A 19,462-nucleotide genomic window follows, 5' to 3' on the forward strand; every position below is an offset into this window, starting at 1 on the left:
AATGCGTGTTGATGCAAAAGTAGAGGGGCCTCGCCAGTCCATGTCTTGGCTGCATACATGGGCTAGCCTAATCTTAGGTTGGTTGCTGTATGCTATTTTCCTGACCGGAACCCTGAGCTTCTTTAAAAATGAAATCAATGTTTGGATGACACCTGAGCTGCATCAATCTGTTCCAGCCAGTTCACAAGTCCAACAAACTGAAGTCGCACTGAATTATTTACAGCAAAATCATCCGAATGCAGGTGCTTGGAATATTTTGCTGCCAAATACGCGTCAAAATGCCACATTAATTACCGTTCGTGAACAAGGTGAAGACCCTCGCGCACGCCGTGGTGGTAAACAAATCTACATTGATAGTGCTACAGGTGAAGTGCTTGAGCCGCGCGATACGCGTGGTGGTAATTTTCTCTATCGTTTCCATTTCGAACTTTATGGTATGCCACGTATGTGGACGCGATGGTTTGTCGGGATAGCGACACTGTTGATGTTAGTTGCCATCATTAGTGGTGTGATTACTCATAAAAAAATCTTTAAAGATTTCTTTACCTTCCGTTCAGGTAAAGGACAACGTTCTTGGCTCGATGCACATAATGCAACCGCAGTATTTGCGCTTCCCTTCCACATCATGATCACCTTTAGTGGCCTGTTGCTGCTGTTATTTACAATCATGCCTTGGGGGATTGAGCGTATTTATGAAAACCGTGGACAATTTTTACAAGAACAAAATCGTGCATTGGTTCAGGAAAATAAACCTGAAGGACGTGAATCTGCTCAAGGACGTGAAGAACGTGGCGAACGCCCACAGCAAACCCGTGCCAATTCTGCACAAAACCAAGGCGAAAATCGTGCTGAGAGCCGTGGTGAAGGTCGAGGAGATCGTCGCTCTAAACGTGAAGAGCAACCTGTCGTTGCTGCGCCGTTGACCAACTTAGCGCCGATCGTGACTGCGGTTCAGAATGAATGGAAAACTAATCCGATTAGTACCGTTAGCATCATTGCACCGAATACAGACCAAGCTAAAATTGAACTACGCGCCTTACATGGTGAAAGTGTCGCGTATCGAAATGTCTATGCAAGTAAACAATTTGATGGCGTAACTGGCAAAGACTTAACTGACGAAAGTGCCAAGTTAAAGCAACCTTCTGTACCGATGGGTATTTACAATGTAGTCACTACGCTGCATGAAGCACGCGGTGTAGATTTAGCACTACGTTGGCTGCTGTTTATTTCAGGGATTGTAGGCACCCTGATGGTCGCTACAGGTCTCATTCTGTGGTGTGTAAAACGTGCGCCGCAACAGCAAAAACAAGGCTTTAAATCATTTGGCTACCGCACGGTTGAAGTGACCAATATTGCAGCGATTATTGGTTTACCCATTGCCTGTGCAGCATTTTTCTATGCCAACCGTTTTATTCCCGTACAGCTTGAAAACCGTTCGGAATTAGAAATTCGTAGTTTCTTTATTGTTTGGCTACTGACGCTCGTTTATGCGATTTTCCGTACGCACCGTCAAGCGTGGCTAGAACTTTTAGCTTTTGCTACAGCAATTTTTGCCTTACTGCCGATTGTAAACTTCATGACTGGTGGTCAAGCGCTTTGGAATACCATGGTAAATGGCCAATGGATGATTGCATCCTTTGATCTTGCAATGTGGCTTTTGGCTATCTTGTTTGCCTATTCATTTTACAAAGTGAAAAAGCATAAAGGACTGCCTGTTAAAAAAGCACGTGGCACAAAGGAGGTTGAAGCATGATGTTCTTTCTCCTGATTTGGGCACTGAGTAGCTTAGGTTTTTTTGCCTTGGCAAGCAGCATGTCTAAACATCAAAAGCAGTTCTACAGCAAAGAGTTAAGTGTGGGCCAAACACGCTTAGCCACGTTAGTCGGCTGGGCGCTATTGATTATTGCCTTGATAATTTGCCTCTCACTTGGCACGCCGAGCAATAACATCAGTTATTGGTTTGGCGCGCTGACCATTGCGGCTTTATTTGTCGGGCTATGTATTAGTTATATCGCTGAATATTTTTGGAAAATTATTGGTGCATTAGTTGTCATATTTGTATTGTCTGCAGTGTTATTGAAATTTTAATTCTTTAGACAACGATCTCTAAACATTGAAAGCCAATCTTCGGATTGGCTTTTTTCATGCCAACCGATTAGGCTATGCCTATTCTGCTCTTTTGGATTACACATGTCTGAACTTTCAATCTCTCCTGCTTTATATAACCGCGCTATGGCAGGCAATAAAGATGCTCAATTTGAACTGGCTGAAATTTATATGCAAAGTGAAAATGATGAGCATGTTGAACTTGCTGAAGAATGGGCACTCAAAGCAGCTCAGTTAGGTCATGTAGAAGCGATGTATTGGCTGGGTGAAGGCTATGTAGTCTATGCCAAAGATATGCTCGAAGAAGATCCTGAAGAATCTAAAACCTATTTTAAGCATGCGCACCGCTGGTTAGAACAAGCGTCAAAACATGACCATCCTGCTGCAATTTTAGAACTCGCCAATTTTTACCGTCGCGGCGATGTGGTGGAAAAAGATGTCGCTAAATCCATTGAACTGGTTGAACAATCTGCAAAATTAGGTGAAGTTCAAGCCATGCGTGATTTGGCTTTTATTTATGCTAATGGATTAGGCATCGACGCTGATGAAGAAAAAGCAGATTTTTGGAATGAAAAAGCCAATGCGGCCGAACAGCCCAAAGCTTAAATCACAAAGAAAAAGGCCCATCTCATGATGGGCTTTTTGCTTTTAACAAAATGGCTCAGCTCGCCACATAATTATTTACGTCTACAGTAATCACTTGTCGGCAAATGCCCTCTGCCCCACGTTGCTGTTCAAATACCTCTGCTGGCATGGCATCAAAACTGTCAAAGAAACTAATTTCAGTTTCGTCAATGTCATACACCAAAGAATGATTCCCCACGCCCTCTAGAGTATCGTAATACACAATCACAAACTGATTTTGTTCAAAAGCCTGCTGAATTTGTGCATAGCCAATTGCAGGCAATATAGGTAGTTCCAATTGGTCTGCTTCTGCATAACTGCGTTTTTCACTGTCCTGCAGCTCAGGATCATGCTCTGTGTAAAACTTTACTTGAAAACCAAACTTTTTCAGTCCTACAGCTAAACCAATGGTTGTTGTGCCATGGTCAGCGTCATAAGCGCAAACTTCGATGAGTTGCTGAATATCTGCATCTATACCTAAGTGCTGCAGCAACATCCACACCGCATAAATGCCACCATTGGCTTCAAGATTGGCTAATTCTTCAGGCATTTCCAAAGACATAATAAGAACTCACAACTTAAATCTGCAGTGATAATAAACAAATCAGCGCGATTTGTACGGCAATTTTTATAAACATAGTTGTGCCGCATCAAAAAAAATTTATCCCTAGTGCAGAAGTTTTTTAGGACGAAGATGTTTACTCCATATCAGGTTTAGCTTTTTACACCTTTGCCTTAGGCTTAGTCTTACTTATTTTAGCTGTCTTAGATTCTTTCGAATCAGAAAAGGCATCCCACAGCAAAATGACAACGATAAGAACTAAAACCAAGGACAGCATTTGAAGGCCGTAAATCAGCCATGCAAACCCTGAATTACGAAGTTCAAAATAGTCTTGGTTAAGAAAAAATCGGGATTGATTCGGATTTTGAGTATTTACATACACTGAATACTGCTGCTGATGTATTGCATGCTCAGTTTTGAGTGCTGCTCTGACTCTTAAATCCTGCGACGTTTCAAGAAACCAAAGCATATATTGCGGGTCAAGTTTATCTGCAACACCTGTACTTATTTGCTCATTCAGCATGTATTGGTATTGCACTCGCGTATACGCATATTGCAGTGAACGCCTTTGCCTATAATCATCAATTTCAACTTGATTAATCTGAACCTGATCTGCCAAAATCCAGTTGGGATGAGTCAGTTGAAATTCTTTAATTTGTAAAAAACTTGAACTAAAAAATATGGCTAAAACAGTGCTATACAAAACAATAAAACTGAGGCCATGACACAACCAGCTCCATGATTTTTTGCTGATAAATCTAAATACTGCATACAGCAAGCCGTACAACATTATTGAAAACAGCAACAAATGCCATTTGTCATTTTCATAGAAAAAAGTATAACAACCATATAAACAGGCACACATTCCCAAGAAATATGCAGCATATGATTTAAATTTTTCTAGGCTCATTACTTTGGTTATATCTCTTGCTGGATTATGTCTTATGACGGACGTTTACTCACAAAAATAATGTCCAAATCTTGTTTCGGTACAAAATTATTTTCAGTCATTTGAAATTGCGTATCGCTCAGTTTTTTGACTTTACCTGCCCAGCAAAATGAAACCAGTTCGTTAGCATCACGCTCGATAGTCAGCTTAAAATCTTGAATAGGCTTTGCCCAATTGGCGCCTGTTTTTAAGATATAGCCCAGCGCTTGAAATGGTGCATGCTGTGATTTGGCCTTTCTGAGTCCTGCCTTAAACTTTTGATCCATACAATAACTTTGATTATATTCATCAGGATATAAAGCCACAGACCCGCCCACCAGCGGTGCATATTGATGCTGTACACGTGTGAGCGCATTGGCTTTAAAGGTTTGCTTCCAGCTGTAAATTACCTGAGATGACCATGAAATGACTTCACTCGGATCTTTGGGCAAAACTTTTTGCAAAGCTGCATTTTTACAGTTTCTGAGTTTTTCCTCGAAAGTTTCATATTCATCATCTTGCCTGCTCCACGGATTCAGCATGTCTTTTTCCGTAAACCCGCATTGCTTAAAACTCTCCGTCATATCAATCGGGGCTGTTTTTTCATCTTTTTGAATAAAAGTGCGCACATGCATTTCAGGCTGAATCGTTTTTCCATTCACCTGAACTTTAAAACTTTTTAGCAATTTTTCAGTATTGGCAAAATCAGATTCAAAGAAGTTTTCAACTTTTGGCAGTGGAAAGAGTATGGTTTCAGTCACATCTTTATTGCTTAAATTTTTGAACTGGTAATCGACCTTGATGATTTTTTTACTAATAAACAGGTCTTCACTGAACATTTGAATATCTTTATTTTTCAGGTATTGCACACCGCCTGTTGCCACATAGCCTGTTGAATCGTTGGCATATGTTAGTGCTGAAAAACACAAGCATATGAATGCAGTTAATTTTTTCATTATTAGCTTCCAATTTTTTATATTTAAAATTGCACTAGAATATCATCGACCATTTTTCAGGAATATACTCAGAAATTAGCCCTATCCCGATAATTATAAGGGCAATGATGCCAATCAAAATAATAAAACTCACTGCTTTTATGACTACTCTAAGGGTTAAATTTAAGCCTTTCGTATAATTTTCAATAAAGCCTGAAAATTTAAATAAGGATAAAACCCCAATCAAAATTAAAGGCAGAAAAAAAATATCTTGTGGTGAAAAGTCGCCTCGCCTTGCTGAGACAGCTTGTGAAGATACGAGTAAAACTAGGAAAATATTAAATTTTAATATATTCATGATATGTACGTTATTATCTTTTTATTATCAGATTATTCATCTACATATTAACCAATTTTTGATTGGAACTCACTCTATTTCCAAGTACAATACTGCCCTAGTCGAGGGATGCTGCGACTTTCTTATAGGCACTAAATATAAGATCGCTAGGCTCGACGATTCGGTTGGACACTCGTTCCAATCAACAACGGCATCCGCGAACTGAATGATCAATTGTTTTTATTAAGGAGATCGTGATGAACGCGGTTAATGCTTCATTTACAGATTACAAAGTTGCCGATATTTCACTAGCTGACTACGGCCGTAAAGAAATCAAACTCGCAGAAGCAGAAATGCCAGCCCTAATGGGTCTTCGCAAACGCTATGCAGCGGCTAAACCGCTTGCTGGCGCGAAAATCTTAGGCTGTATCCACATGACTATTCAAACTGCAGTTTTAATTGAAACTCTAGTTGAATTGGGCGCAGAAGTACGCTGGACTTCATGCAACATCTTCTCTACTCAAGACCACGCTGCTGCTGCAATCGCTGCTGCAGGTATTCCTGTATTTGCTTGGAAAGGCGAAACTGAAGAAGAATACATGTGGTGTCTTGAACAGCAAATCAATGTGAACGGTACACCTTGGGATGCCAACATGATTCTGGACGATGGCGGTGACTTAACTGCGCTTGTTCACGAAAAATATCCTGAAGTGATTGCTAAAATCCACGGTATTACAGAAGAAACCACTACAGGTGTTCAACGTCTTTACGAAATGCACCGCGACGGTACTTTAAAAGTTCCAGCGATTAACGTAAATGACTCTGTCACTAAGTCTAAAAACGACAACAAATACGGCTGCCGTCACTCACTAAACGATGCCATCAAACGTGGTACAGATATGCTTTTATCTGGCCGCCGTGCACTTGTAATCGGTTATGGTGACGTAGGTAAAGGTTCTGCTCAATCACTTCGTCAAGAAGGTATGATTGTACGTGTCACTGAAGTTGACCCTATCTGTGCAATGCAAGCATGCATGGACGGTTTCGAAGTTGTTGCTCCGTATAAAAATGGCATTCAAACGGGTAAGAAAGAAGACATCAACCTTGATCTTCTTCAAAATACTGACTTGATCGTAACAACAACTGGTAACTACCACGTATGTGACGCTGCAATGCTTGATTCATTAAAAGCTGGCGCTGTAGTTTGTAACATCGGTCATTTCGATACTGAAATCGACACAAATTACTTACGTGGTTATAAGTGGGTTGAAGTTAAGCCACAAGTTCACCAAGTGTATCGTTCAGAAAATGAAAATGATTACCTTATTCTTCTTTCAGAAGGCCGTTTGGTGAACCTTGGTAATGCAACCGGTCACCCTTCACGTATTATGGATGGTTCTTTTGCCAACCAAGTATTGGGTCAAATGCACCTATTCGCTGAAAAATTTGCTGATCTTCCTGAAGATCAAAAACAAGCTGCGATCCGCGTAGAACTTATTCCTAAGAAATTAGACGAAGAAGTTGCTGCTGCAATGGTTGCAGGTTTCGGTGGCGTATTAACGACTTTGACTCAAGAACAAGCGGATTACCTCGGTGTTCAAGTTGAAGGCCCGTTCAAAGCTGAGGCTTATAAATACTAAGTTTTATATTCCCCCTCATCCTAGCCTTCTCCCATAGGGAGAAGGGACTTTTCATTATTAAGTAAATTTATAATGAACGTTCCCTCTCCTCTTAGGAGAGGGTTAGGGAGAGGTCTAAATAAAAAGTATTTATAAAAAAGGATTTGAACATGTCAAAACAGATTCCTATTTCCTTTGAGTTTTTCCCGACCAAAACTGATGCGGGCGCGGAAAAACTTAAAGTTGTACACCAAGAACTTCAATTATTAAATCCTGAATTTTTCTCTGTAACATATGGTGCAGGCGGTTCTACCCGTGAACGCACTTTGTCTACATTGAATGATTTCAACGGTAAAGGCACACCGGTTGCCCCTCACCTGTCTTGTATTGGTGATAGCAAAGCACGTATTGCTGAATTGCTGGATTTATATAAATCACAAGGTATTGACCGTATTGTTGCGCTTCGCGGTGACTTGCCTTCAGGTCAGGTGGGTTTAGGCGAATTACCTTATGCAACGGACTTGGTACGTTTCATTCGTGAGCACACTGGTGATCATTTCAAAATTGAAGTTGCAGCATACCCAGAAATGCACCCGCAAGCAGACAGTTTTGATCTCGACATCAAACGTTTCTGCGATAAAGCCAATGCGGGCGCAAATGCAGCTTTGACACAGTTCTTCTTTAACCCAGATGCATACTTCTACTTTGTAGAGCGCATTCAAAAAGAAGGCGTGAACATTCCTGTCGCTCCAGGCATCATGCCTATTACCAATGCAAGTAATTTAATTCGCTTTGCTGATGGTACAGGTGCAGAAATTCCACGTTGGATTCGCAAACAGCTTGCGACTTATGGCGACGATACAGCGTCAATCAAAGCCTTTGGTCATGAAGTGATTGTAAAACTTTGCGAACGCCTGATTGCTGGTGGTGCGCCAAGCCTGCACTTCTACACCATGAACACCACTGACCCTACACGTCAACTTGTGAAAGACCTCGGTCTTGCATAAGACATTTCGACCTTTTTGAGAGTAAAACTTTAATGCCACGTTTTTATATTGAAGCTGATTTAACTGTTGATACGACTGTTGAATTAACGGAAACAGTGTTTCATCACTGGGTAAAAGTTTTACGTGCTCAAGTGGGCGAAACAGCCACTTTGTTCAATGGGCAAGGTGGCGAATACCATGTTGAATTGGTTGAAATCGCTAAAAAGTCGGCTGCCGTCAAAGTTTTGCAATTCAATCCAAGCAATCGCACACCACATTTTACGGCACTATTGGGTCAAGTGATGAGCAAAGGCGACCGCATGGATTATGCGATTCAAAAAGCGGTGGAACTCGGTGTTTCTGAAATTCAACTACTCACTTCAGAACGTTGTGAGATGCGTTTGAAGTACGATCGTGATCAAAAGAAACTTGACCATTGGCAAGGCATCGCTATTGCTGCTTGCGAACAGTGTGGACTCAACATTGTTCCTAAAGTACTTCCGCCTCTTTCCCTTGAAAAATGGTTGGAAAGTGACCTACCGACAACAAAATTGGTGCTCGCACCCAATAAAGATGAAGTTGATGTATTAGCTGATGCTGACCCGCACGTTGCCTTACTGATTGGCCCTGAAGGTGGCTTGAGCGAAGTAGAGATCAGCGCAGCAAATGAGAAGGGTTTCGTGAACTGGTGTATCGGTGAACGTGTCCTTCGCACAGAAACTGCACCTGTAGTTGCACTTTCAATTTTAAATTATAAATTTATTTAATTTTTACTCGATAGTTCATCTGAAAGCATCAATGATGGCATCCTTGATATTGCTTTTTATTTGTAACGCAATTACCCTAGAGTCAATAAAAACAATTTATTTGTTACCAAGAATAAACAAATACTCTCAGGAACAATACAAATACAACGATCTAGATTTAGTTAAGGCAGGGTTTTTATATTCATGATGTATAAACAAGATGAATATATCAAGCAGTACAATCATACTGCTCAAATTGCGAACACGATTCGCCATAGCCGCTATTTTTTAGTCAGTATCCTGATTATTTGCTTATATATTTTTTCGATATATCAAATTTTTTATAAATCGCCATCTTTGTATTTCAATATTTGGTTTATTTTTACCGAAGTTTTTGTCAGTTTATGCTGGCTGATGAGCACCGTTTATTTTAAACCCGAACAATATTCACTGATGATTGCGCATCGTTGGCTACAATTTCAGTGTTTTTCTGTCGGCACACTGATTGCGAGCGGTATTTTTTTAATTTTTTATTATTTGCCTGCGACCAATCAAAGCTTTGAACCAATTCAAGCCCTGACACTCTCTGCCCTACTCTTGATCGTGACACAAACCTTTGGTTTGACCTATTTAACGCAAAAACTCAATTATTTTTGTTTGGCATTTATTCCATCTATTGTGCCCTATCTGATTGCACAGTTTTTTTTCTTAGATGGTTCAAATCACTTATTTAGCCTGAGTATTAATTTTGGGCTTATTGTGATTCTAATGTGCGCCATGACGTCATATCGCATTCATCGTCGTGTATCGACTTTACATGCTAAAAACAACCTATTGGTCGATAGTGCCAAGCAACAAGTCAAATGGACTGATGAACTGTGTCAGCAGCTCCAAGAAGAAGTCAACAAATCAAGAGACATCGAATTACAACTACAGCTAGGTAACCAAATCCTTGAACAGAAAGTCAAAGAGCGGACCTTCGACATTGAGCAAATGAACAAGGATTTAGAAAACCAACAAGCCAATTTAGTCCTTGCGCATGAAATTGCAGGTTTACGTCCTTGGGATTGGAATATCAAAGACCGTAAAATCGTTGTCACCAACTATAAGCAAGAAAAAACCCTTAGACATTCGAAAGAGCATCAGCAACAGTTACAACATGTGATCCATCCTGATGATATCCCACATTTTAAATCAGCGATGATTCAACATCTACGTGGATTTAAAAACCGTTATGAGGCCACCTATCGGATTCAAAACAGTCAAGGAAAATGGAGTTGGGTACATGATATTGGACGGGTCATTCAACGCGATCCAGATAATCGTAAGCCATTGCGCATGGTCGGTATTCGACGTGATATCCATCAAGAACGGACATCTCAAGAACGTTTAAAACTTGCAGCCAGTGTACTCGAACAAGCTGCTGAAGGGATTTTCATTTTAAATGAAGAGCTGTGCTATATCGAAGTCAATCCGTTTTACGAACAATTAACCGGCTTTAACTACGACCAAATTATTGGTAAACATCTTTTTGATATCACTGCAAATTACAAATCAATTCAACGTAGTATGCACTATTCGATCATTAAGCAAGTGCTGAAAATTGGTGAGTATGATGGGGAATTGCACGAAAAATTTCTTTCAGGTAAAGAACTGACGCTATGGATGCATATTAATGCGATTACCGATGATCAAAATCGCGTCACCCATTACATTGGAATTGTCTCAGATTTAACCGAACGTAAATTGCAAGAACAACGTTTATCGTATTTAGAAAATTATGACACCTTAACGGATTTACCGAACCGTTTTTATTACAACTATCAACTGCATCAGTATTTAGTTTCGCAACAAGATTCGATTAAACAGTTGGCCGTCATTCGTTTAAACATCGATCGCTTCCGTCCATTAAATGAATATCTCAGCAATAATGGTGGTGACGAACTGTTACGCCAAGTCGCACAGCGTTTACGTCTAACCAATGCCGAAGCTCTGTTTGTCGCACACTTAAATGGCGATGATTTTGCGATTGTGTATGAAATTTCACACATCCGCCCTTCTGTGCAAGAGCATTGTGAACGCATCAATAAAGCCTTTAGCATTCCATTTAATATTTTTGGCCAAGATCATGTCATCACTTTATCGATGGGCGTCGCGTTCTACCCTGAACATGGCCGTCAGCTAGATTATCTAAATAACTGTGCAGAACAAGCGCTGAGCGAAGCCAAAAATTTGGGAGGCAATACTACACGTTATTATTCCAATGAAAATACTGCATTATTAGAACAAGGTATCTTCTTGGAGCGAGACTTACGTAAAGCCATTCAAAATAATGAGCTGGTGGTGTATTACCAACCGAAGATCAATTTCCGTGATAAAAATATTTACGGTTTTGAAGCCTTGGTGCGCTGGAATCATCCTGAAAAAGGCTTAATACCACCGGGCTTATTTATTCCTTTAGCAGAACAAACCAGTTTAATTTCGGATATCGGGCGTTTTGTCCTGCAAAAAACCGCGCAGCAAATTCGCTTTTGGAATAATTTGGGTTATCAAAATATTTGTGTATCCGTCAATATTGTTGCACAGCAACTGCGCCGTGGACAATTATTAAATGATCTCGATGAAGCGATAGATGCCAATCAGATTGATGGTGCCAGTCTGGAACTGGAAATTACAGAATCTTCTTTGGTCGAAAATCTAGATTCAGTACGTGAACTGTTAAATGAAATAAAAAAACGAAAGATCAATATTTCACTTGATGACTTTGGTACGGGCTATTCTTCTCTATCCTATCTAGCTGATTTTCCAATTGATATCTTAAAAATAGACCGCAGTTTTATCTCTAAAATTGGTGAAAATAAACAATTGGCCATCGTTAGTGCCATGATTGCCATGGGTAAAGCGATGGGCATGACGGTAGTCGCTGAAGGGATTGAAACTGAACAGCAGTTACAGTATCTACAAGACTTAGAATGTGACATTGCTCAAGGCTATTTTTTCTCTAAGCCACTGCCACAAGAAGAGGCAACCGTGTTCCTTGAAAATAATATCTCTTCGCCTGCTTATACTTACTTAATATAAGTCACTATGCCTGAGCTATAAGATTGTCTAAAAAAGACGCGACTTCGACTGTCCCAACTGTGCAACTAATGTTATATTCAAGCGGATAAAGCAAGCATTGCAGCTTTATATTGGATAAACAAAACACAATCGAGATACAGATGGACGATCAATCTTTAAAACAGCAGGCTTTGTATTATCACGAATTTCCAACTCCGGGGAAAATCAGCGTTACACCAAGCAAACAATTGGTCAACCAACACGATTTAGCCCTCGCATACTCGCCAGGTGTCGCTGCACCTTGTTTAGAAATTGAACGCGACCCATCTACTGCTGCACTTTACACAGCGCGCGGTAATCTTGTTGCTGTAGTCAGTAACGGTACAGCCGTACTGGGCTTAGGTAACATTGGTCCTTTAGCGTCAAAACCTGTTATGGAAGGTAAAGGCGTTCTATTCAAAAAATTCGCTGGTGTTGATGTTTTTGACATTGAAATTGCTGAAAACGATCCAGACAAAATCGTAGATATCGTTGCAGCATTGGAACCAACTTTCGGTGGTATCAACCTTGAAGACATCAAGGCCCCAGAGTGTTTCTACATCGAGCAAAAACTTCGTGAACGCATGAATATTCCTGTGTTCCATGATGACCAACACGGTACATCAATCATTGTGGGTTCTGCATTACTGAATGCACTTCAACTCAATGGCAAAAAAATTGAAGAAATCAAAATTGTCGCTTCTGGCGCAGGTGCTGCTGCCCTTTCATGTTTGAACTTACTTTGTGCACTTGGCGTGAAAAAAGAAAACATCGTTGTGGCAGATTCACGCGGTTTATTGACCACTAAACGTGAAGGCTTGGATGAGTCTAAAAAAGCATATGTTCAAGATATCGAAGGCTCTCAGCTTGCTGATGTAATGGAAGGTGCGGACATGTTCCTTGGTCTTTCTGCAGCAGGTATTTTGACCAAAGAAATGGTTAAAGTCATGGCGAAAGATCCGATCATCTTTGCCCTTGCTAACCCAGACCCTGAAATTCTTCCTGAACATGCACATGAAGCACGTCCAGACGTGATTATGGCAACTGGTCGTTCAGACTATCCAAACCAAGTGAACAATGCGCTTTGCTTCCCTTATATCTTCCGTGGCGCACTAGATGTTGGTGCAACCACAATTAATGAAGAGATGAAGATTGCTTGTGTACATGCGATTGCTCGCATGGCACATGTCGAAGCTGATGCTGCATCATATGGTGAAAAATCTGCTTCATTTGGTCGTGATTACCTCATTCCGCGCCCATTAGATCAACGTTTGATTCTTGAAATTGCACCTGCTATTGCGCAAGCAGCGATGGATTCAGGTGTTGCAACTCGTCCAATTCAAGACTTCTCTGCGTATCGTCAACGTTTGTCTGAGTTTGTTTATAACTCTGCATTCATGATGAAACCAATTTTTGCGCAAGCGAAAACTGATCCAAAACGTATTGCATATGCTGAAGGTGAAGATTTACGTGTACTTCGCGCAGTACAAATTGCTGTTGATGAAGGTTTAGCAAAACCAATTCTTGTAGGCCGTCCTGCAGTCATTGAAGCAAACATCAAAAAATTAGGTCTACGTCTTGAAGACGGCGTGAACATCACTATCGTCGATCAAGAGAAAAACCCTGATTACGATAAGTTTGCTGACGATTACTACAGCATCATGCAGCGTAAAGGTGTAACGCCTGAATATGCTCAGCGTGAAGCACGTCGTCGTTCTACACTTATTGCGGCAATGCTGGTTCGCCATGGTGTGGCTGACGGCATGCTGTGTGGTACATATTCAAGCTACGACATTCACTTAGACTTCGTCAGCAATGTGATTGGTCTAAAAGAAGGCCGCAATAATTTCTTCACGCTGAATGCATTGATGCTTGAAGACCGTAACTTGTTTATTGCCGATACTTACATTAACCGTAATCCAACAGCTGAACAGCTTGCTGAAATGACTATTTTAGCGGCTGAAGAAGTACGCCGTTTTGGTATTACGCCGCGTGTAGCATTGCTTTCTCACTCAAGTTTCGGTTCAGACCAAAACGATCCTAGCGCACAAAAAATGCGTAAGGTTTATGATATTTTGTCAGAAATTGCACCTGAACTTGAAGTTGAAGGTGAAATGCATGGTGATGCCGCACTGGATGAAAATATTCGTCATTTCGCATACCCGAACTCACGTTTTAAAGGTTCTGCGAACTTGCTGATTATGCCAAATCTGGATGCAGCGAACATTTCGTTCAACTTGTTGAAATCAACATCGGGCAGTAACGTGACGATTGGCCCAATTCTTTTGGGTGCTGCAAAACCTGTTCATATTTTAACGCCAACAGCGACAACACGCCGTTTAGTGAATATGACTGCATTAACTGTTGCAGAGATTCAAGAAAACGAAAAATTAGCACTCTAATTTAGTTGACCTGAACACACTTTGTGACTTGAGAAAACCTCTGTTCTGTAGCATGATTGCTCTAAGAATAGAGGTTTTTTCATGCAAGTTTATTTAGTAGGCGGTGCAGTTCGAGATCACTTGCTCGGGCACCCCTATCACGAAAAAGATTATGTCGTTGTCGGTGCAACGCCGGAACAATTACTTGCTCAAGGTTATCAACCTGTGGGTAAAGATTTCCCTGTTTTTCTTCATCCAGAGACCAAAGACGAATATGCCTTAGCCCGTACAGAACGTAAGTCTGGACATGGGTATCATGGCTTTGAATTTTATACCGACGTCAATGTCACACTCGAACAAGATCTCATTCGACGTGACCTCACGATCAATGCGATAGCGATGGATGATGCAGGTAATGTCTATGACCCCTATGGCGGTCAACGTGATCTAGAACAGCGTGTCCTTCGTCATGTGTCTGATGCCTTCGTCGAAGATCCATTAAGGGTTTTACGTATTGCACGTTTTGCGGCACGTTATAAAGCTTTAGGTTTTAAAGTGGCTGAAGAAACACTTGAGCTGATGCAAGAGCTTGCCAAATCTGGCGAGCTTGAAGCCCTCACACCTGAACGCGTATGGAAGGAAACATCCCGTGCATTAATGGAAGACCATGCAGATGAATATTTTGAGGTATTAAGAGCCTGTGGCGCTTTAAAAGTCTTGTTCCCTGAAATTGATGCGTTATACGGTATTCCACAGCGTCCTGAATATCATCCTGAAATAGACTGTGGCATTCATACCATGATGTCGCTACAACAAGCGTGTCGTGCAAATTATTCTTTGGATGTTCGTTTTGCTGTACTGGTACACGACTTAGGCAAAGCACTTACTCCAGTAGATGAGTTACCGCGCCATATCATGCATGAAGAACGTGGTGTAAAACCTGTTACCGAAATCTGTGACCGTATGCGAGTTCCCACCAATACCAAACAATTGGCCATCTCAGTGTGTAAAGAGCATTTAAAATGCCACCAAGCTCTGAGTTTAAAACCGGGAACATTATGGCGTCTGTTACAACGTATGGATGTATTACGCCGTCCTGAACGCGTAGAGGCCTTTGTACAAGCCTGTGAATGTGATTCACGTGGTCGCTTAGGTTTAGAGGATCGTGCCTATCCGCAAGCTCAATACGTTTTAGATGCCATGCAGGTGGTTCGTAATATCAAGGCTTCTGACTTACCTTCAGATGTGAAAGGCCCTGATATTGGTGAAATGTTGATTCAGAAACGAATTGAAGCTATCGGACAATTCAAGCATGAACTCGGCCATAACACGCCTACAGCTTAAAATAAATCCTCTCAGAAATGAGAGGATTGACTTTCATCATTGCTGTTAAGCCTGCCGAAGTATTTTGAAATAAATGAAAAATTGAAATAATCTAGTGTCATCTCTGAAAATTAAATACTGATACTCAACCCAATTTAAGACTGGTAAAAAGAATAAAAATAATGAAGAAACAACTTTCCAATATATTGATTGCTATTGTCTTTTGCGGACTCCTAGTAGGGATGGGCTTTACCCAAACCCTTTTAAAAAGTTTGCCACAGCTCATCATGATATTTTTTGGAATGTTAGCCTTAGGCTCCTTAATAATTAAGCGTTCATTTATAAGCTCTATTCCTTTTTATATAGTTTTGGGAGTTATGTTTTATATTAATATTTTTCTATTGGCGAGCGCTGCTGTGGATTTTATTCATCCACATCAAGACTGGACTACACAGAATGACGGGAGTATTGATAGAAGCCCAAATTTAAACTGGCTGTGGGCGATAATTGTCTCCTTTTTTCTTTCCCCACTCAGCATTGTTTTCTATCATAAAAAAATTCAAAGAAATAAAGGTCTTGAAATAGCCTTTATTACTCTTTTTATTATTGTGACATTGATAATTTATATAAAATTTGAGCTACTCTGCTGTAATTAAATTGCATCTTTTATAAATATTTAGACATATTATCGCTAAATCACAATCTATACGTTGATAGGCCTTTTTAAATTTGAAAGCTATGCTGCTGTCTAAAATGTATAAGCATTTATAGACAGCAGCTATTCAGTTCACTTATGACACAGCTGCTGGAAAACTAATGACTTTTTCAAGCTTTAGCTGATTCATAGCCACCATTAGCAATCGATCAATACCTAAGGCTATACCTGCACACTCACTCATATGCGGTAATGCAGCAAGCAAATATTCATCAATCGGCATCACATGCAACCCAAGTTTAGCGCGCTCTGCATTATCTGCCTCAAAACGACTTCGTAAAACATCCGCATCAATCAGTTCATCATAAGCGTTCGCTAACTCTAAACCTTCGATATACAGCTCAAATCGTGCTGCAACCAATTCACCATCTTCGTCCACACGGGTTTTCGCCAAAGAAGCCATTTCCGGTGGAAAATCTGTAAGGAACACTGGCGCATCAAAACCGAGGCTCGGCTCAACATAATGCGAAAACAATAAATCCATATAGCCTAAACGGTCTTCACCCAGATCTAAGCTAAGTCCAACACGACGACAGCAATCTTTCAGATCTTGTAAAGTGGCTTGTAACGGATTCAAATCCAAACGATCCATAAAAGCATGCTTATAGCTCAAAATAGTCGGACGAATTTCACCAAAGCGCTGTTTCAAAGTTTCATTCAATAGGTCAGTCACTTCAAACATCAAGTCTTTTAAGCTAAAACCCGGACGGTACCATTCCAACATGGTGAATTCACTGTTGTGTTTACGTCCATGTTCATCATCACGGAAAACTTTACAGATTTGGTAGATAGGCCCACTGCCACTTGCCAACAGACGCTTCATGGCAAATTCAGGTGAAGTTTGCAAATAATGCGTTTGCTTTTGACCATTCACATGACGCTGAGCTTGTACCGATGCTAAATGCACATCGGTGACACCCGCTTGTGAAAGCACAGGTGTTTCCACTTCAAGCACATCACGTGCAGCAAAAAACTGGCGAATTTGAGCATACATCGTGGCACGTGCACGAAGTGCAGTGAGTTCACAACTCGGCTGAAAGTTCATTTGACTCATGCTGCTGGGCCTCCATGCGCAGCCCATTCACGGCGTAAAGGATAGGTTTTACGTAAATAATCAAAGGCTTTTTGATCCACCTTGCCGTCTTTTAGGCAAGCACGTAAGTTGGCATCATCACGAGCGATATCATAAATATCTTTTAAATAACGCTGTAATACCGTCTTAAAGTCAGCGCCAGTAAAATACTGCTCACAGACGGGCAACTGACTTTCAAAAGCTTTATTTATCGGTTGATTAAAAGTTTGACAGAATGCTTCATAGATCATCTGTGTGCCACGTGCTTTACCTTCCAAGCTATAGCCTGCAATATGGGGTGTCACCACGTAAATTAAATCCAACAACGCTGTTGAAATCTCTGGCTCATGTTCAAAAACATCTAAGACCACTTTACGCTGAGTCTGTTGAATATCGGCAATTAAGGCAGCTTCTTCGACCACTGGCCCACGCGCGGAATTAATCAAAATCGCTGAAGGCTTCATAGCGGCAAGTGCAGCAGCATTAATTAAATGACAGGTTGGATATTCCCCCACTTTAGTTAGTGGCACATGGATACTAATCGCATCTGCATTTTTTAACAATTCTGCAAATTCAACTTGTTTCACCTGATCAGATTGCACAAATGGATCATAGCCAATGACATTCCAACCGAATAATTCTGCCATGACGGCTAAACGTGAACCGACATTACCTAAGCCAACGATGCCCAAGGTAAATTGTTCATTTGCATTCAACAATTCAGGTTTAACATAAAGCAATGCAGTAATCACATATTCAGCAACCGCTTGTGCATTACAACCTGCGGCATTTGACCAAGCAATGCCCTGCTTTTCTAGAGCATTAATATCTAAATGATCTGTTCCAATCGTAGCACTACCGACAAATTTGAGTGCGGTCTGTTGAATTAACTCTGCATTTACTTGAGTCACTGATCGTACCAATAATGCATCGGCTTCTTTGACATCATCATGGGTCAATGTTCGACCTGCCGCTTGCTTTATATCACCAAATTCGGAAAAAAAATACTCAGTAAATGCCAGATTTTCATCTGCAACGATTTTCATAGTTCATCTCATAATTCCACTACGAACATGATAACGCGTTGCTCATGCCATGACTATTCTTCTGCACATAAGACATAGCACCTATACTCTATAAGCTAGATGATCGAAAATGATACTATCGACAATAATCTGACTGCTGATCTTCAATCAAGGACAAGGCCGCCTGCCAAGCTGCTTGAATAATGGGCTCGGCCATCGGATTTTCAAACTGCTGCAACGTATGTTCACAAACCTTAGGACTCGGATAATGCAATGTAGCACTCGACAACGCTTTTACTTGAATTTGACAAGCCCGTTCTAAAAAGTAAATTTCATGAAATGCCCGTGCTACACTCTCTCCAGTCGCAAGCAAGCCGTGATTGCGTAAAATCATGCAACGATAATGCCCCATATCTTGTACCAGTCTTTCACGCTCTTCAGTTGAAAAGGCAATACCCTCATATTCATGATAAGCAATGTTCTGATAGAACTTTAACGCATGTTGTGAGATTGGCAATAATCCATGTTCCTGTGCAGAAACTGCCACGCCATCTGCAGTATGCGTATGAATAACGCAATTAATATTTGCACGCGCATGATGTAAGGCCGAATGAATTACAAAGCCGGCGACATTCACCATCTTCCCTGCATCATAAGTTTCAATAATTTTTCCTTCATGATCAATTTTGACCAAATCAGAAGCTGTCATTTTGTCAAAGGTCACACCATAACGATTAATCAAAAAATGCTCCGGTTCATGACTTAAACGCAGGCTGATATGGGTATCAATTAAGTCGGTCATTTTATAATAAGCCACTAAGCGATACAGTGCCGCCAATTGACAACGCGCTTGCCATTCCAGTTCATGAATAAGCTCTGGTTTTTGCATGGATGAATTCCTTTTCTAAATCTATTAATTATGTTTTCTGTTTATTGTGAATAATTAATAGCATGTCATATTCATGCTGTATATCAACTTCGCCTGTAGAAAAAAACTATTCAAA

General features: G+C 40.7%; 17 protein-coding genes. 10 read left to right on the forward strand and 7 right to left on the reverse strand.

Annotation, left to right across the window (positions count from 1 at the left end):
- Window position 1 precedes the first annotated feature (1 nt).
- From FTT99_RS02060 to FTT99_RS02070, 3 genes are all read left to right on the forward strand, one after another.
- The gene (locus tag FTT99_RS02060; RefSeq protein ID WP_180161193.1) at window positions 2-1,753 is read left to right on the forward strand and encodes a PepSY domain-containing protein; all 1,752 of its coding nucleotides are present in this window, start codon (window positions 2-4) and stop codon (window positions 1,751-1,753) included.
- Window positions 1,750-2,088, forward strand: a complete 339-nt coding sequence (locus FTT99_RS02065) for a DUF3325 domain-containing protein (protein WP_111883910.1) — start codon at window positions 1,750-1,752, stop codon at window positions 2,086-2,088. Before FTT99_RS02060 ends, FTT99_RS02065 begins: the two co-directional genes overlap by 4 nt.
- A gap of 102 nt (window positions 2,089-2,190) precedes the next feature.
- A complete protein-coding gene (locus tag FTT99_RS02070) occupies window positions 2,191-2,712 on the forward strand; it encodes a tetratricopeptide repeat protein (protein ID WP_180161195.1) in 522 nt (173 codons plus the stop codon).
- Between the two features lie 55 nt (window positions 2,713-2,767).
- Here the strand turns inward: FTT99_RS02070 and FTT99_RS02075 are convergent, their stop codons facing one another.
- The 4 genes from FTT99_RS02075 to FTT99_RS02090 form a co-directional block, all read right to left on the reverse strand.
- Window positions 2,768-3,292 carry a cysteine peptidase family C39 domain-containing protein gene (locus tag FTT99_RS02075; RefSeq protein ID WP_180161197.1) on the reverse strand — a complete coding sequence of 175 codons (525 nt, stop codon included), beginning with the start codon at window positions 3,290-3,292 and terminating at the stop codon, window positions 2,768-2,770.
- A gap of 160 nt (window positions 3,293-3,452) precedes the next feature.
- Window positions 3,453-4,082, reverse strand: coding sequence for a hypothetical protein (locus FTT99_RS02080; RefSeq protein WP_180161199.1), 630 nt, complete (start codon window positions 4,080-4,082; stop codon window positions 3,453-3,455).
- 152 nt (window positions 4,083-4,234) lie between these two features.
- Window positions 4,235-5,176 carry a DUF4424 family protein gene (locus tag FTT99_RS02085; RefSeq protein WP_180161201.1) on the reverse strand — a complete coding sequence of 314 codons (942 nt, stop codon included), beginning with the start codon at window positions 5,174-5,176 and terminating at the stop codon, window positions 4,235-4,237.
- 34 nt (window positions 5,177-5,210) lie between these two features.
- On the reverse strand, window positions 5,211-5,513 hold the full coding sequence (locus FTT99_RS02090; RefSeq protein WP_111883908.1) for a hypothetical protein: 303 nt from the start codon (window positions 5,511-5,513) through the stop codon (window positions 5,211-5,213).
- 236 nt (window positions 5,514-5,749) lie between these two features.
- Between FTT99_RS02090 and ahcY the strand changes: the two genes are divergently transcribed.
- The 7 genes from ahcY (at window position 5,750) to FTT99_RS02125 (ending at window position 16,302) form a co-directional block, all read left to right on the forward strand.
- On the forward strand, window positions 5,750-7,132 hold the full coding sequence (ahcY, locus tag FTT99_RS02095) for an adenosylhomocysteinase (protein WP_078192086.1): 1,383 nt from the start codon (window positions 5,750-5,752) through the stop codon (window positions 7,130-7,132).
- A 149-nt stretch (window positions 7,133-7,281) separates the two neighbouring features.
- Window positions 7,282-8,118, forward strand: coding sequence for a methylenetetrahydrofolate reductase [NAD(P)H] (metF, locus tag FTT99_RS02100; protein WP_180008362.1), 837 nt, complete (start codon window positions 7,282-7,284; stop codon window positions 8,116-8,118).
- A 32-nt stretch (window positions 8,119-8,150) separates the two neighbouring features.
- Entirely contained in the window at window positions 8,151-8,864 is a 714-nt protein-coding gene (locus tag FTT99_RS02105) for a 16S rRNA (uracil(1498)-N(3))-methyltransferase (RefSeq protein ID WP_180129268.1), read from the forward strand.
- A 183-nt stretch (window positions 8,865-9,047) separates the two neighbouring features.
- Window positions 9,048-11,924, forward strand: a complete 2,877-nt coding sequence (locus tag FTT99_RS02110) for an EAL domain-containing protein (protein ID WP_180129267.1) — start codon at window positions 9,048-9,050, stop codon at window positions 11,922-11,924.
- 140 nt (window positions 11,925-12,064) lie between these two features.
- Entirely contained in the window at window positions 12,065-14,344 is a 2,280-nt protein-coding gene (locus tag FTT99_RS02115; protein WP_078192090.1) for an NADP-dependent malic enzyme, read from the forward strand.
- An 81-nt stretch (window positions 14,345-14,425) separates the two neighbouring features.
- On the forward strand, window positions 14,426-15,667 hold the full coding sequence (locus FTT99_RS02120; protein WP_180129265.1) for a multifunctional CCA addition/repair protein: 1,242 nt from the start codon (window positions 14,426-14,428) through the stop codon (window positions 15,665-15,667).
- A gap of 161 nt (window positions 15,668-15,828) precedes the next feature.
- Window positions 15,829-16,302, forward strand: a complete 474-nt coding sequence (locus FTT99_RS02125; protein ID WP_111883903.1) for a hypothetical protein — start codon at window positions 15,829-15,831, stop codon at window positions 16,300-16,302.
- Window positions 16,303-16,437: 135 nt separating this feature from the next.
- Here the strand turns inward: FTT99_RS02125 and epmA are convergent, their stop codons facing one another.
- The 3 genes from epmA to FTT99_RS02140 form a co-directional block, all read right to left on the reverse strand.
- A complete protein-coding gene (gene epmA / locus FTT99_RS02130; protein ID WP_373684541.1) occupies window positions 16,438-17,406 on the reverse strand; it encodes an EF-P lysine aminoacylase EpmA in 969 nt (322 codons plus the stop codon).
- A 5-nt stretch (window positions 17,407-17,411) separates the two neighbouring features.
- On the reverse strand, window positions 17,412-18,479 hold the full coding sequence (locus tag FTT99_RS02135) for a 4-phosphoerythronate dehydrogenase (RefSeq protein ID WP_180129262.1): 1,068 nt from the start codon (window positions 18,477-18,479) through the stop codon (window positions 17,412-17,414).
- Window positions 18,480-18,594: 115 nt separating this feature from the next.
- Entirely contained in the window at window positions 18,595-19,347 is a 753-nt protein-coding gene (locus FTT99_RS02140; RefSeq protein WP_180129260.1) for a class II aldolase/adducin family protein, read from the reverse strand.
- Between the last annotated feature and the right edge of the window lie 115 nt (window positions 19,348-19,462).

The sequence above is a fragment of the Acinetobacter sp. YH12040 genome (genome assembly GCF_013420005.1).
Classification (GTDB): Bacteria; Pseudomonadota; Gammaproteobacteria; order Pseudomonadales; family Moraxellaceae; genus Acinetobacter; species Acinetobacter amyesii.